We start from the raw sequence: 13,996 nt of genomic DNA on the forward strand, positions 1-13,996 counted from the left end.
CGAGGTGCGCCCCGGGCGCTGCCGTGTTGCTCATCCCATCTTGGAAATGGTGGAAAAGGTCTGAATTTCCGCCGGCAGATCATCGGGCTGGATGGCATCGTCGACACCCAGGGCCAACGCCCGGTCGATGACGTTCTGCACCTGAATCAGATTGCCGGGCCAGTGGTAACGCATGAGAATATCGAGGGCGTCCGGCGATACGGCGATGACCCGACGTTTCTGCTTGGTACAGGCCTGGTAGAGGAAATGGTGCATCAGCAGGCACAAATCTTCCATGCGCTCGCGCAGCGGCGGCATCCGTATGACCACTGCGTTGAGCAGATCCAGGGCGTCTTTTTTGAGTGCACCGCTGGCAATCACCTCACCCAGCTCCTTGCCGGTGGCGGCGATGACCCGGGTGGCACTCTGCTTTTGATGGTAGTCGGCCTCCAGGGCCTGGAGAATGGAAAGCCGCAGGGAGGGGGCCAGCTCGGCGATCTCGTCCAAATATATGGTGCCCCCGTGCACCTTGCCCATCAAGGCGGTCACGTGACCCAGCACCTCCTCCTCGGGAATGCCCTCGGTGATGCTCCCGCAGTTGACGGGAACGAAGGCGTTGTCCCGCCGATCACTCAGTTGATGGATGGTACGGGCCACCAACTCCTTGCCGGTGCCGCTTTCGCCCTGAATCAACACCATGGGGTTGGTGCGACCGACCGTTTCGATCATTTCGTACACCTGCTGCATGGTGGGGCTGATGCCCACCAGGTCGTGGAACTTGTGTCGCACACGACCCCGCTTGCGAATCAGGTCCGCCTTGTCCTTGACCTTCTTTTCCTCCACGATACGGTCGATGATCAGCTTAAGGTGGTCCAGCTTGAACGGCTTTTGCAAATAGTCGTAGCTGCCGTACTTCATGGCCTGGATGGCCGACTCCATGGAACCGTAGCCGGTGACCATGATCACTTCGATCTCGGGCTTGTGTTGCTTGACCGCGGCCAGCAGCTCCAGGCCGTTGAATTCGGGCATCTTGTAATCGGTGAAGATGATGTCGATATCCCGGTCTTTGACGATGTCCAGCGCCTTGAGGCCACTGTCCACCGTGGTGATGTCATACTGTTGCATCTGCAGGTATTGTTCGACCATCACCAGGATGTCCCTGTCGTCGTCGACAAAGAGGATGCGGCAAGATTCCATAGTGTGCTCCAAGCATCAAGGGAGTGAATCGTCAATATATAATGGAGCCGGACGAAAATATCAAGGATGGAGGTCGAGTTGACATGCCTCGAACACGCACGATATGTATAAAATAAGGGGTTGGAGAGGACCCCATCGTTGGAAAGGGACGTCGGGTTGATCCTATGTTCAATATTTTAATGGTATGCACCGGCAACATATGTCGAAGCCCCATGGCCGAGGGGTTGCTCCAAGCCATGCTGCCCGCCGGGCTGCGGTCACAGGTCGAAGTGGCTTCGGCCGGCACCCACGCCTTGCACGGCCATCAGCCGGCCTCCCATGCGGTGACGGTCATGGGGCAGGCAGGTATCGACATCCGCAGCCATCGTGCGCGTCAGGTGAGCCGCGACATGGTCGCCGATGCCGACCTGACCCTGGTCATGGAAAAGGCCCATGCCCAATATTTCAACCGCATGGTCTTTTGGAAACGGCCCCGCATCAGGCTGTTGACCCAATTCGATCACCGCTACGAGGATCAGAAGCCGCCGGAAATCGAGGATCCCTACGGGCTGCCCCTGGAAAGCTACGAGGCCTGCCTGCGCATCCTGCGGCCCTGTATCGACGGCGTCATCCATTGGCTGCGCACCCATGAAGACTTTACGACAGCAGATCGTCGCGATGCTTGAGCAGGGTCCCGTGGACCCCTCCCGTCTTGCCACGGCGTTGGGCCTGCGGGAAAAAGAGCTGCTCACCCATCTGCCCCATATCGCCAAAACGGTGACCGCCCGCAAGGACCGGCTGATCGTGACGCCGGCCGAGTGCAGCGCTTGCGGTTTTGTCTTCAAGGAACGCCGCCGGTTGGCGCCCCCCGGCCGCTGCCCCAAATGCAAGCAATCCCGCATCCTGGGTCCGTGGTACGAAGTGCACCCGGCCGGACGCACCGTCCCGTGAAGGGGTGTTGTGCGAGTTGGTCCGCGGATATTGACAACCCATCCCTTTTCATCTAATGAACGCCTCTTGAACGGCAGATTCATGCCGTTCAACGGTGACGCGGCGGCATCCATTCATTCCAACACATCACCCTGAGCCGCCAACCGCCGTCACCGCCGAGAACATCCAACACCAACGCCGAGGTTTTGAGAAAGTGCTGCCGCCAAACAGGCGCACCAGGGAGCTTGCCTATGATCCACGTGGAGGGTTTAACCAAGTATTACGGCGACATCTGCGCCGTGGACCACATCGACCTGGACATTCACAAGGGGGAGATCGTCGGGCTTCTGGGGCCCAACGGCGCCGGCAAGACCACCACCTTGCGCATGCTCACCGGCTATTTCACCCCCAGCGCCGGTCGCATCCAGGTCAAGGACAGTGACATGAACGAGGATCCCCTGTCCATCAAACAATCGATCGGTTATCTGCCGGAGTCGGCACCGCTCTACCAGAGCATGCTGGTGTATGATTATCTGGACCACGTGGCCCGCATCCGCGGTCTGCGGGGCGATGAGCGGTTCCAACGGCTGCAGGCGCTGACCGACCTGTGCGGTTTGCGGGAGATCATGCACAAGCCCATCGCCACCTTGTCCAAAGGTTTGAAACAGCGGGTGGGGTTGGCCCACGCCATGATGAGCGATCCGGAGATTCTGGTCCTGGACGAACCCACCTCCGGACTCGATCCCAACCAGATCGTCGAGATCCGGGAGATCATCCGCCGCATCGGCACGGAAAAGACGGTCATTCTCTCCACCCACATTCTCAGTGAGGCCGAAGCCACCTGCGACCGCATCGTCATCATCAACAAGGGCCGCATCATCGTCGACGGCACCACGCGGGAACTGACCACCGGCCGGCAACGGGCCGGGCGCATTCAGCTCGCGCTGCAAGGGGCCGAGGCCGACGCGGCCCGACGCCTGCTGGAAACGGTGACCGGCGTGCAATCGGCGGAGATCGAGGCGGGGCCGGATGGCGCAATCTTGCAGGCCACGGTCACCTGCCGGCCCGGTACGGACGTGCGGGCCGATCTTTACGGCGCCATCAAGGCCACCGATTGGGTGCTGCTGGAGATGATCCGCGAAACCCAAACCCTCGAAACCCTCTTCGGTGAATTGACCAGGGAGTCCTGACCATGCGCCAAACCTTGCTGATATTCAACAAAGAGTTCAAAGACTACTTCGCTTCACCCATCGCCTACATTGTCATCGCCATCTTTCTGGCCTTCGCCGGCTGGCTCTTTTTTTCCACCTTTTTTCTCTACGACCAGGCGGAGATGCGACGCTTTTTCGATATGCTGCCCTTTCTTTTCGCCCTGCTGGTGCCCATCATCACCATGCGTTTGTTCGCCGAGGAGTTGAACACGGGTTCCTACGAACTGCTGCTGACGTTGCCGGTCACCTTGCGGGACATCATTTTCGGCAAGTTTCTGGCGGCCGTGGCGTTCGTGGCCGCCATTCTGCTGCCCACCTTGTTTTACGCCCTGAGCATCAGCTGGATCGGCGATCTCGACTGGGGGGTCACCATCGGCGGCTTTATGGGCGCCCTGCTGCTGGGCGCCGCCTACGCCGCCATCGGTCTTTTCACATCGGCCTTGACCCGCAACCAGATCATCGCCTGCATTGCCGCCATCGTGATCTGCGTGGCGCTGGCCATGCTGGACCAAATGCTTTTCTTCTTTCCACCGCCGGCGCTGGATGTTTTGACCCACCTCAGCGCCAACGCCCATTTCAAGAACATCGCCAAAGGGATCGTCGACTCCCGCGACCTGCTCTACTTTTTCAGCATCGCTTTTTTGGGATTGTACGCCACCCACCTGGCCATGGAAGATCGATAAGCAAAGGAAAGCACCAATGGAAAGAACGCACCGAGGACACGTAAAATACATCAAGTATGCCATGTATGTGACGGTGATCGTGCTGATCAACATCGTCGCCACGGGGATCTTCTTTCGCATCGACTTGACCCGCAACCGGGTCTACTCGCTTTCGCCCATCAGCAAAGAGGTGGCGGCCACCCTCTCCGAGCCGCTGACCGTCAAGGTGTTCTTCTCACGGGATCTGCCCGCCCCCTACAACACCAACGCGCAGTACCTGCGCGACCTGCTCAACGAGTATGCCCAGCAAAACCCGCGCTTTTTCAAGGTGGACGTGTACAACGTGGGCGGCGAAGGCGCCGACGACCGGGACCTCACCAATCAACAGATTGCCCGCGATTACGGCATTCAACCGGTGCAGATCCAGATCGTCGAACGGGACGAACTCAAATTCCGGCAGGCTTACATGGGACTCGTCATGATCCACGGCGACATCGTGGAGCGGATCCCCACCATCAGCGACACCGACGGCCTGGAGTACCGGTTGACGACAACCATCCAAAAGCTGAATCACAAGGTGAGCGCCCTGCTGGCCCTGGACGAACCGGTCCAGGCCACCTTGGCGCTCTCCTCCGACCTCTACAAAATCGCACCCCTGATCGGCATCCAGGACCTGGAGCGCTATCCCGACCAGGTGCGCGCCGTGATCGAGGGCATGGGCGCCAAAACCTATGACCGCCTCACTTTCGAGCGCATCGACCCCAGCACCCAACCCGCGGCGGCCGATCGGGTCGCCCGCACCGACCTGCAGCCGCTGCGCTGGGACAGCGCCCCTACGATGGGTGTCCAGGCCGGTGAAGGGGTGGTCGGCCTGCTGCTGCAATACAAGGATCAAATTCGCGAAATCCCCCTGCTGCGGGCGATCCGCGTACCTCTTTTCGGCGACCAGTACCAACTCACCGAGGTGGAACTGATCGAGACTTTGGTCGCCACCCATCTGGAGCGGCTGATCGGCATCAACGAATCCCTCGGCTACCTGGCGGACTTCGGCACCCTGCCCCTCGGCGGCGGCCCCTTCGGCCCCCGGGGAGACGCCCTCAACAATTTCAGCACCCTGCTGGATCGCAGCTACGCCGTCACCCCGGTTCATCTGCGCGAAGAACCCATTCCCGACGGGCTGCAGACCCTGGTCATCGCCCGACCCGGCGAAACCTTTTCCGACTACGATCTGTTCCAGATCGACCAGGCCCTGATGCGCGGCACCAACCTGGCCCTGTTCATCGACGCCTTCGAACAGCAACAACCGCGCCAACAACCCATGATGGCCCAGCAGATGCCGGTCCACGTGCCCCTGGACACCGGCCTGGAAAGGCTGCTGAACCATTACGGCGTGCACATCGAACGGGCCCTGGTGCTGGATGAAAAATGCTACCGGCAGCGGTTGCCGCAACAACAGGGCGGCGGCGAACAACCCATCTACTTCGCCCCTGAAATCGAAAACCAACGCATCAACAAGGAATTGGACTATCTGCAAAACATCAAAGGATTGATCACCCTGGAGATTTCCCCCCTGACGCTGGATGCCGACCGCATCGCCGCCCAGGGGGTGACCGCCCACCAACTGTTCGCCTCCTCGGACCGCTCCTGGGAGATGCGCGACCGCATCATGCTCAACCCCATGTTCATCCAACCGCCCACCGCGGACCGGGAGATGGCCAGCCGCCCCCTGGCCTATCTGCTGGAAGGCGCCTTTTCCAGCTACTTCAAGGACAAACCCATACCCGCAAAGCCGGCGCCGGAAACGGACGCGGAGGCCGGCGGCGAAACGGATGAAGCAAACGATGCGACCACGCCTGCCGTCGATGCACGACCGCCCATCATCAGCGAGACCGGTTTCCGTGAAACCGGGCGGCCGGCCAAAATCCTTCTGATCGCGTCGTCCAAGATGATCACCGACCAATTGCTGGACGATGGCGGGCGGCATCCCAACAGCATGTTCATCCTGAACATGATCGATGCCCTGAACGGGCGCGAAGCGGTGGCGGTCATGCGCAGCAAGGAGCAGCAGTACAACCCCCTGGAACCCACCAGCGCAACGCTCAAAACCGCCATCAAAACCTTGAACGTGGCCGGCTTGCCCTTGCTGGTGGTGCTCTCCGGCCTGATCGTGTGGTGGTTGCGCCACCTGCGCAAAAAGCGTATCCAGACCCTTTTCCAAAAATAGCGCGAGGGAGTGTACATGAAGTTCAGAAAGATTGAATTCGTTCTGCTTGCAGTGGTCATCCTCACCCTGGTCCTTTACCTGGTGCTGCGTTCCGGCGGCGATCCGGCGCGGGGCCTGCCCCAGCCGGCGGCTTCGGACAGCGGCGGTATCGACCGGTTGGTGGTTGCAAAGGGGAACGAACCGCCCATGACCTTGGAAAAAAGGGGAGAACGCTGGTTCGTCGGACCCCGCGCCTATCCCGCCGACAGGGCCGCCGTCAACAACATGGTCAAGGCCGCCGCGGATCTCACCCTGACCGCCCTGGTATCGGAATCTCGCAGCTATGAACGCTATGGATTGACCCCCGAGGAGCGGATCACGGTGCAGGCCTTTCAGGGCGATGCCCGGGTGCGGGATTTTGTCATCGGCAAACCGGCCCCCACCCAGCAGCACACCTTCGTCCTGCTGGCCGACGATCCCAATGTTTATCACGCCCGCGGCCAGATCGTGCGCACCTTCGACCGCACCGTCGCAAGCTTGCGGGACCGCACGGTGTTCGATTTCGACCGTGACCGGGTGCACACCATCGCCCTGAGCCGTGCCGATGCGACAAGTGTGTTGCAACTGCAACCCGTTGACGATGGGACCACCTCGGAAGATCGGAACGATCCCGGTGTCGGCGGCGGCCCCCCGGTCCATAAGGCGTGGCAGGACGCCCAAGGCCGCACCGTGGACCAGGAAGCCGTCACCCGATTGCTGGAGGGCATGGCCCGCCTGCAGTGCGACAGCTACCTGGACGACGCGGCGGTGGAAAGGCTCGTGGCCCCCCGTTGGCAGATCACCTTCGAGAGCCCCGACGGCAATTTCACCCTGATGGTGTTCGCGTCCGACGCGGAACCCCAACTGTCGGAAGACAAAGTACCGGCCATGGCCTCCACCAACGATTACGCCTTCGCCCTGGACGCCACGCGCGTCGAACAATACGAAACCGCGCTGGACGCACTCCTGGCCGGCGATCAATAGTCCCCGATCCTGATAGCGACAGCGAATTCGATTTGCAATTTCCGCCCGATGGGTTCAGAATAGACATGTTCGGACCCATTCGGGCGGGGTGTTCCATGCGCCCCGGCCATTTACCCCCGTCAGTGAGGAGGCCTGGATGAAGGATATCGAGGAGCTGCAGTTTCCCGACGATGTGCGTTACAGCAAAGATCACGAGTGGGCACGCCCCGAAGGGGATCTCTTTGTAGTGGGCATCAGCGACTACGCCCAGGATCAACTGGGCGACATCGTATTTGTCGAACTGCCCGAAACCGGCCGCGAGCTGCAGCAGAACGAGGAGTTCGGCTCGGTGGAGTCGGTCAAAGCGGTCTCCGAGCTGTTCGCCCCCCTGGCCGGAACGGTGATGGAAGTCAATGGGGCGCTGGACGACGCCCCCGAAAAGGTCAACCAGGAACCGTACAGCGATGGCTGGATGATGAAGATCAAGCCCGCCGACAAAGCAGACTTCGAAGCGCTCATGGATCGGGACGCTTACCTGGCCATGCTCAAGGGGTGAACGCAGTGCGTTTTCTTCCCCACACCGAGGCGGACATCGACGCCATGCTGGCAGCCGTGGGTTGCAAGGACCTGGCGGCGCTGTTCGACGACATCCCCGCCGACTGCCGGCCCGCCCAACCCTTGCACCTGCCGCCGGGGCTCAGCGAGTGGGCCCTGAACCGGCACATGGAAAACCTGGCCGCTGAAACAGCCACCGGCCCCGGCTACGACATTTTTCTGGGTGCGGGCAGCTACGATCATTACATTCCCGAAACCGTCCAGCAACTGCTGCGGCGGGGGGAACTGGCCACCGCCTACACGCCTTATCAGCCGGAAGTAAGCCAGGGCACCCTGCAAGCCATCTACGAATACCAGACCCTCACGGCGCGCCTGCTGGGCATGGAGGCGGCCAACGCCTCGGTCTACGACGGCGCCTCGGCTTTGGCCGAAGCACTGCTCATGGCCGTGCGCATCACCAAACGGCGCCTTGTGGCCATTTCCCGGGCGATACACCCCCATTACCGCCATGTGGTGGCCACCTACCTGCGGCCCACCGGTCTGGACATCATCGAGCTGCCCTACGGCCCGGACGGCCGCACCGATTTGAACCCCTTGGACGATGCCCGCGAACCGGCGGCCGTGGCCGTGCAGTCGCCCAACTTTTTCGGTTGCATCGAGGATCTGGCCGCCGCGGCCGAAGCGGCCCATGGCGATCCCGCCACCTTACTGGTGGCCGCCTTCACCGAACCGTTGGCCTTCGGTCTCTATCCTTCTCCGGGCGCCCTGGGCGCCGATATTGTTTGCGGCGAAGGACAGAGCCTGGGCATTGCGCGCAGCTTCGGCGGCCCCGGACTGGGAATGTTCGCCTGCCGCAACGCGCACCTGCGGGCCATGCCGGGACGGCTGGTCGGAAAGACCGTGGACGCCGACGGCCGCCGCGGTTTCGTGCTCACCCTGGCCACCCGCGAACAGCACATCCGGCGCGAACGGGCCACCTCCAACATCTGCACCAACCAGGGGTTGTGCGCCACCGCCGCCGCCATGTACATGGCCTCCCTGGGCGGCACCGGCATCCGCGCCCTGGCGCGCCTCAATTACGACAAGGCCGGTTATCTGCAAACCGCGCTGCGCAACGCCGGCGTCGCCTTGCCTTTCAGCGCGCCGGTGTTCAACGAATTCGTCATGCAACTGCCGCCCGGCTCGGAGGCCGTTTATCGCCGCCTGCTGGAACGCCGCATCGTCGCCGGGTTGCCCCTGGCGCCGTTCTACCCGGAACTGGCCGACCACTACCTGCTGTGCGTCACCGAAACCACGGACAAGGCGGCACTGGATCGACTGGTGGCGGAGGTGTCTTCATGAACGACAAGGTCCGCAAGCCGTCGGCGGAGCCGTTGCTCTGGGAAATGGGCGCCCGGGGGCGCCTGGCCTTCTCCCTGCCCGAGCGGGACGTGCCCGAACACCCGCTGGACCCGGCCCTGGCCGGCGAAGGCCCCGATTTCCCCGACTTGAGCGAACCGGAAATCGTGCGCCACTACACCCGCCTGAGTCAATGGAACATGGCCGTGGACACCACCATGTACCCCTTGGGCTCCTGCACCATGAAGTACAACCCCAAAACCAACGATCGGCAGGCCGCCCTGCCGGGCATTGCCGGGGCCCACCCCCTGCTGCCGCCCCCGTTAAGCCAGGGGCTGTTGCGCCTGATGTTCGAATTGGAGCAATTTTTGGCCGCCATCACCGGCCTGCCGGCGGTCACCCTGCAACCGGCCGCCGGGGCCCAGGGCGAACTGACCGGCATGTTGATCTTCCACGCCTATCACGGCGACCAGGGACGCCGGCGCACCAAGATCCTGATTCCCGACACGGCCCACGGCACCAATCCGGCCAGCGCCACCTTGTGCGGCTTCACCGCCGTGGCGGTGCCCTCGGGCCCCGACGGTATCCTGGAACCGGAAGCTGTGGCGCGGCGCATGGACGCGGACACCGCCGGCATCATGGTCACCAACCCCAACACCCTGGGGCTTTTCGAGAGCCACATCCGTGAAGTGGCCGACATCGTCCACGCCAAAGGGGGACTGGTCTACGCCGACGGCGCCAACATGAACGCCGTCATGGGGCAAGTGGACATGGGCGCCATGGGGGTGGATGTGCTGCACCTCAACCTGCACAAAACCTTCTCCACGCCCCACGGCGGCGGCGGCCCCGGCGCCGGACCGGTCTGCGTCAGCGCCGCGCTGGCCCCCTATCTGCCCGTACCGCGGGTGGTGCTAACGGCCGACGGTTTCACCTGGAGCGACGACTTTCCCCGCACCATCGGCCGGCTGCACGCCTTTTACGGCAACTTCGGCATCCTGGTGCGGGCCTACAGTTACATCTTGAGCCTGGGCGCCGACCTGACACGGATCAGCCCGCTGGCGGTGCTCAACGCCAACTACATCCGCGCCGGCCTGCGCAACCACTACCATTTGCCCTACGACCGGCCTTGCATGCACGAGTGCGTTTTCAGCGACAAGCATCAGCAAGCCCATAAAGTGACCGCCCTGGACATTGCCAAGCGACTGATCGACTTCGGCTTCCATCCGCCCACCATCTATTTTCCCCTGGTGGTGCCCGGCGCCCTGATGATCGAGCCCACGGAGACCGAAACCAAGGAGACCTTGGACCGCTTCATCGCCGCCATGCAAGCCATCGCCGCAGAAGCGGTCGAAGATCCCGAACGCTTGCGGCAGGCGCCGCTGCACGCTCACCGGCGCCGCCTGGACGAAGTACAAGCGGCACGCAAACCGTGCCTGACCGGATAACGCGCCATGCCTCCCGCATACCTGCTCGATCTGCCCGCCACCCCTTACGCCGAGGCCCTCGCCATGCAAAGGGCGGCCGCGGCCGCGCGCCGTGACGGAAGGCTGGATCGCGATCTGATCATCCTCGTGGAACACCCGCCGGTTTTCACCTTGGGACGCCGCGGCGGCCGCGAGAACCTGCTGATCACCGCATCGGAACTCCGAACCAAGGGCATTGCGGTGATCCCGGTGGAACGCGGCGGCGACATCACCTACCACGGCCCCGGTCAACTGGTGGTCTATCCCCTGATCGACCTCAATGCCGCCGCCATCCGCGTGGTGGATTTGGTGACCGCCCTGGAGGCGGCCATGGTGCAGACCGCGGCCCATTGGGGCGTGACGGCCCGGGGCGACACCGTGCACCGCGGCGCCTGGGTGGGCTCCCGCAAGTTGGGCAGCGTGGGCATCACCGTGCGCCGGGGGGTCAGCTTCCATGGCCTGGCCCTTAACGCCACCACCGATCTGACCCCCTTCGATTGGATCAACCCTTGCGGCATCCAGGCCTGCCGGATGACCAGCCTGGCCCGGGAAACCGACCGGCCGGTGGACATGGCAAAGGTGCGCCGCCGAATGGCCGACCATCTGGGCCGACTGCTGCGTCTGCCGCTTACGTCCGCCACTCTGGAAGATTTGGCCCCCATGGTGCGGGAGGCGGCATGAGCACCCCATTGCCCAAACCGCCCTGGCTGCGCATCCGTTTTCCCAGCGGCCCCCAATACGAACGCACCCGCCGGTTGCTGCGCGGCGGTCGGCTGCACACCGTCTGCCAGGAAGCGTGCTGCCCCAACATGTTCGAATGTTTCGCCCACCAGACCGCCACCTTCTTGATTCTGGGCGATCACTGCACTCGCGGCTGCACCTTCTGCGCGGTCAAAGGCGGCCCCACCGCACCGCCAGACCCCGACGAACCGCGACGGGTGGCCCGCGCCGCTGCCGACTTGGCCCTGGATTATGTGGTGCTCACCTCGGTCACCCGCGACGACCTGCCCGACGGCGGCGCCGCCCATTTCGCGGCCACCATCCAGGCCCTGCGGGAAAACATCGACAAAGTGCGCGTGGAGGTGCTGATCCCCGACTTCCAAGGCGATGCCCAAGCCCTGCGCACCGTTCTGGCGGCCCGGCCGGACGTGCTCAACCACAACCTGGAAACCGTGCCACGGCTCTACGCCGAAGTGCGCCCCCAAGCCGGCTACCGCCGCTCCTTGGAACTGTTGCGCAACGCCGCCGACCATGTCCCGGCCATTTTCACCAAATCGGGGCTCATGCTGGGCCTGGGGGAAAGCGACCCCGAGATCGAAGCGGTCCTCGCCGACCTGCGCCGGGCTCGCTGTCGCATTCTGACCCTGGGCCAGTACCTGCAGCCCTCCCCCGCCCACCACGCCGTGGCCCGTTACATCCCGCCGGAGCAGTTCGCCGCCTGGCGCCAAAAGGCGCTGAACATGGGTTTCAGCACCGTTGCCGCCGGACCGTTCGTGCGCAGCTCCTATAAAGCCAAAGAAAGTTTTCAATAATGGAAAATTTTCCGCGCCCCGTTCATTTGCTTCAACCGGCGGACCTCAGCCGCAAGCAGGCCTTTTTGTGCAGCATTGCACCCTTCCAGGCCCTGCCGCAAAGCGAAATCGCCACCATGGCCGCCAACCTGGAAACCGAAGTCCATCCGGCGGAACAAACGCTTTTGGTGCAGGAAGAAACGGTGGTGACCCACGTTTTGATCGTGGAAAGCGGGCGCCTGGAGCGAACCATACAGTCCAACGGCCAGGTGCGGGTGCACGAAATATTGGGGGTGGGCAGGATTTACGGCGGCATCTCCATCCTCTTCAACAACGGCATCTCCACCAGTTCGGTGCGCACTCTGGAAACTTCCACCGTGCACCACCTGGACCGGGAGAATTTCTTTCGATTGTGCGCCAAGCATCCGGCATTTGCCGCTCACTTCAAAACTTCCCTGAAAGAAGAAGACAAGCGCCTGACGCCCGCGACGGCGTCCGGCACGCTGGATGGAACCGATTACGATGCCCGCGGCACCTTTCTTTCAAAGGCCGTCTCCGAAGTCGCCCGCGCTTTTCCCGCCTGCCTTCGCACCGCTCCCGTGCGGCAAGCGGCGGAACTGATGACCACCGGCCGACAAAGCGCCATCATGGTGACCGATGACAACCACCGTCCCCTGGGCATCATCACCGACTATGACCTGCGCAAGAAGGTGGTGGCCGACGGCCGCTCCCCGGATACCCCAGCGGAAGCCGTCATGTCCGCCCCCTTGATCATCGTATCGGGCGACACCCACATCTTCGAGGCCATGATCACCATGATGCGCCACCAGGTGAAGCACTTGGGGGTGTTGCGCGGCGAACGAATCGAGGCCATGATCACCGAGCGGGAACTTTTCCTGGCCCGCACCCCCTCGCCCATTATCCTGACCCACGCCATCCACACGGCGCCCGGACTGGAGGCGATCAAGGACGGCTACGGCCGCCTGCCCCAACTCATCGACCAGCTCATCGTCGGCGGCGCCAAGGCCGACCACCTCAACGGCATCATCACCGCCTTCACCGATGCCGCCTTGACCCGCATCATGGAGATGGCCTTGGAAGCCCTCGGGCCACCGCCGGCGCCCTTTGCGTTCTTGCTCTTCGGCAGCGAAGGCCGCCGGGAGCAGACCTTGAAAACCGACCAGGACAACGCCATTGTCTACGCCGACACCGACACCGATCAAGCCGAGCAGGTGCATGCCTACTTTCTCGAACTGGGCACCCGGGTCTGCGACCATCTGAACGCCATCGGCCAGGCTTACTGCGAAAACGACATCATGGCCAAAAACCCGCAGTGGTGCCGACCCTTGCACGATTGGAAGGAACACTACCGCCGCTGGGTGGAAAGCGACGACCCGGAACGGCTGCTCAACGCCAACATTTTCTTCGACTTCCGGTTGGGGTACGGTGAATCGCGTTTGGTGGACGCGCTGCACGCCGCGCTGTTCGACCAGTTGTCCGAATACTCCGGATTTCTGCGCCACATGGCCCGCAACACCCTCCATTTCAGGCCGCCGCTGGGCTTTTTCGGCAATTTCGTACTGGAGGAAAAGGGCGCGCGCAAAGGGGGCCTGGACATCAAAAGCGCCATGCGGCTGGTGGTGGATTTCGCCCGGATCTACGCCATGCAGGAGCGCATCCGGGAGACCGGCACCATCAAAAGGCTCGGCCTGCTGCGGGAACGGGATGTTTTGGAGGAAAAAGATCACGACGAGTTGGTGCACGCCTATGAACACCTGATGCTCCAGCGCCTCAAGCACCAGGCCCGGCGCATCACCCGCGCCGGCGCCGCGCCGGACAACTATTTAAGACCCGCCGAAATGACCCAGATCGAGCAGCAATCGCTCAAGGAAGCGTTCAAGTGCATCCGCATCGCGCAGGCCAAAATGCGCTTGGATTTCTTTCTCAATTTTCCCTGAGCGACCCC

General features: G+C 62.7%; 13 protein-coding genes. 12 read left to right on the forward strand and 1 reads right to left on the reverse strand.

Annotated features, from left to right (window positions below):
• Window positions 1-30 precede the first annotated feature (30 nt).
• Entirely contained in the window at window positions 31-1,176 is a 1,146-nt protein-coding gene (locus MRX98_RS11535) for a sigma-54-dependent transcriptional regulator (protein WP_246907892.1), read from the reverse strand.
• A 179-nt stretch (window positions 1,177-1,355) separates the two neighbouring features.
• On the opposite strand from MRX98_RS11535, the gene MRX98_RS11540 reads away from it, so the two are divergent.
• From MRX98_RS11540 to MRX98_RS11595, 12 genes are all read left to right on the forward strand, one after another.
• Complete coding sequence (locus MRX98_RS11540; protein WP_281432321.1) at window positions 1,356-1,841, forward strand: low molecular weight protein-tyrosine-phosphatase; 486 nt, start codon at window positions 1,356-1,358, stop codon at window positions 1,839-1,841.
• Window positions 1,834-2,106 carry a transcriptional regulator gene (locus tag MRX98_RS11545; protein WP_246907898.1) on the forward strand — a complete coding sequence of 91 codons (273 nt, stop codon included), beginning with the start codon at window positions 1,834-1,836 and terminating at the stop codon, window positions 2,104-2,106. The genes MRX98_RS11540 and MRX98_RS11545 overlap by 8 nt, the downstream gene beginning before the upstream one ends.
• Before the next feature lie 230 nt (window positions 2,107-2,336).
• The gene (locus tag MRX98_RS11550) at window positions 2,337-3,275 is read left to right on the forward strand and encodes an ABC transporter ATP-binding protein (protein ID WP_246907900.1); all 939 of its coding nucleotides are present in this window, start codon (window positions 2,337-2,339) and stop codon (window positions 3,273-3,275) included.
• A gap of 2 nt (window positions 3,276-3,277) precedes the next feature.
• Window positions 3,278-3,979: an ABC transporter permease gene (locus MRX98_RS11555; protein WP_246907902.1), complete on the forward strand. Its 702-nt coding sequence runs from the start codon at window positions 3,278-3,280 to the stop codon at window positions 3,977-3,979.
• A 16-nt stretch (window positions 3,980-3,995) separates the two neighbouring features.
• A complete protein-coding gene (locus MRX98_RS11560) occupies window positions 3,996-6,182 on the forward strand; it encodes a Gldg family protein (protein WP_246907914.1) in 2,187 nt (728 codons plus the stop codon).
• Between the two features lie 15 nt (window positions 6,183-6,197).
• Window positions 6,198-7,184 (forward strand): DUF4340 domain-containing protein, encoded by a 987-nt coding sequence (locus MRX98_RS11565; RefSeq protein WP_246907927.1) that lies wholly within the window; start codon window positions 6,198-6,200, stop codon window positions 7,182-7,184.
• 136 nt (window positions 7,185-7,320) lie between these two features.
• The gene (gcvH, locus tag MRX98_RS11570) at window positions 7,321-7,719 is read left to right on the forward strand and encodes a glycine cleavage system protein GcvH (protein ID WP_343217758.1); all 399 of its coding nucleotides are present in this window, start codon (window positions 7,321-7,323) and stop codon (window positions 7,717-7,719) included.
• A 5-nt stretch (window positions 7,720-7,724) separates the two neighbouring features.
• Window positions 7,725-9,059 carry an aminomethyl-transferring glycine dehydrogenase subunit GcvPA gene (gcvPA, locus tag MRX98_RS11575; protein WP_246907929.1) on the forward strand — a complete coding sequence of 445 codons (1,335 nt, stop codon included), beginning with the start codon at window positions 7,725-7,727 and terminating at the stop codon, window positions 9,057-9,059.
• Window positions 9,056-10,501: an aminomethyl-transferring glycine dehydrogenase subunit GcvPB gene (gcvPB, locus tag MRX98_RS11580; RefSeq protein ID WP_246907931.1), complete on the forward strand. Its 1,446-nt coding sequence runs from the start codon at window positions 9,056-9,058 to the stop codon at window positions 10,499-10,501. The genes gcvPA and gcvPB overlap by 4 nt, the downstream gene beginning before the upstream one ends.
• Window positions 10,502-10,507: 6 nt before the next feature.
• Entirely contained in the window at window positions 10,508-11,200 is a 693-nt protein-coding gene (gene lipB / locus MRX98_RS11585; protein ID WP_246907934.1) for a lipoyl(octanoyl) transferase LipB, read from the forward strand.
• Entirely contained in the window at window positions 11,197-12,051 is an 855-nt protein-coding gene (lipA, locus tag MRX98_RS11590) for a lipoyl synthase (protein ID WP_246907936.1), read from the forward strand. Before lipB ends, lipA begins: the two co-directional genes overlap by 4 nt.
• Window positions 12,051-13,988, forward strand: coding sequence for a DUF294 nucleotidyltransferase-like domain-containing protein (locus MRX98_RS11595; RefSeq protein ID WP_246907949.1), 1,938 nt, complete (start codon window positions 12,051-12,053; stop codon window positions 13,986-13,988). The genes lipA and MRX98_RS11595 overlap by 1 nt, the downstream gene beginning before the upstream one ends.
• Window positions 13,989-13,996: the final 8 nt, after the last annotated feature.

Origin of the sequence: Desulfatitalea alkaliphila (assembly GCF_022968795.1) — a bacterium.
Taxonomy (GTDB): Bacteria; Desulfobacterota; Desulfobacteria; order Desulfobacterales; family Desulfosarcinaceae; genus Desulfatitalea; species Desulfatitalea alkaliphila.

Coding starts and splice junctions, on each gene's coding strand:
- MRX98_RS11595 (WP_246907949.1), top strand. CDS start 12,051: ATGGAAAATTTTCCGCGCCCCGTTCATTTGCTTCAACCGGCGGACCTC.
- MRX98_RS11545 (WP_246907898.1), top strand. CDS start 1,834: ATGCTTGAGCAGGGTCCCGTGGACCCCTCCCGTCTTGCCACGGCGTTG.
- MRX98_RS11560 (WP_246907914.1), top strand. CDS start 3,996: ATGGAAAGAACGCACCGAGGACACGTAAAATACATCAAGTATGCCATG.
- gcvPB (WP_246907931.1), top strand. CDS start 9,056: ATGAACGACAAGGTCCGCAAGCCGTCGGCGGAGCCGTTGCTCTGGGAA.
- MRX98_RS11550 (WP_246907900.1), top strand. CDS start 2,337: ATGATCCACGTGGAGGGTTTAACCAAGTATTACGGCGACATCTGCGCC.
- gcvH (WP_343217758.1), top strand. CDS start 7,321: ATGAAGGATATCGAGGAGCTGCAGTTTCCCGACGATGTGCGTTACAGC.
- MRX98_RS11540 (WP_281432321.1), top strand. CDS start 1,356: ATGGTATGCACCGGCAACATATGTCGAAGCCCCATGGCCGAGGGGTTG.
- MRX98_RS11555 (WP_246907902.1), top strand. CDS start 3,278: ATGCGCCAAACCTTGCTGATATTCAACAAAGAGTTCAAAGACTACTTC.
- lipA (WP_246907936.1), top strand. CDS start 11,197: ATGAGCACCCCATTGCCCAAACCGCCCTGGCTGCGCATCCGTTTTCCC.
- MRX98_RS11565 (WP_246907927.1), top strand. CDS start 6,198: ATGAAGTTCAGAAAGATTGAATTCGTTCTGCTTGCAGTGGTCATCCTC.
- MRX98_RS11535 (WP_246907892.1), bottom strand. CDS start 1,176: ATGGAATCTTGCCGCATCCTCTTTGTCGACGACGACAGGGACATCCTG.
- lipB (WP_246907934.1), top strand. CDS start 10,508: ATGCCTCCCGCATACCTGCTCGATCTGCCCGCCACCCCTTACGCCGAG.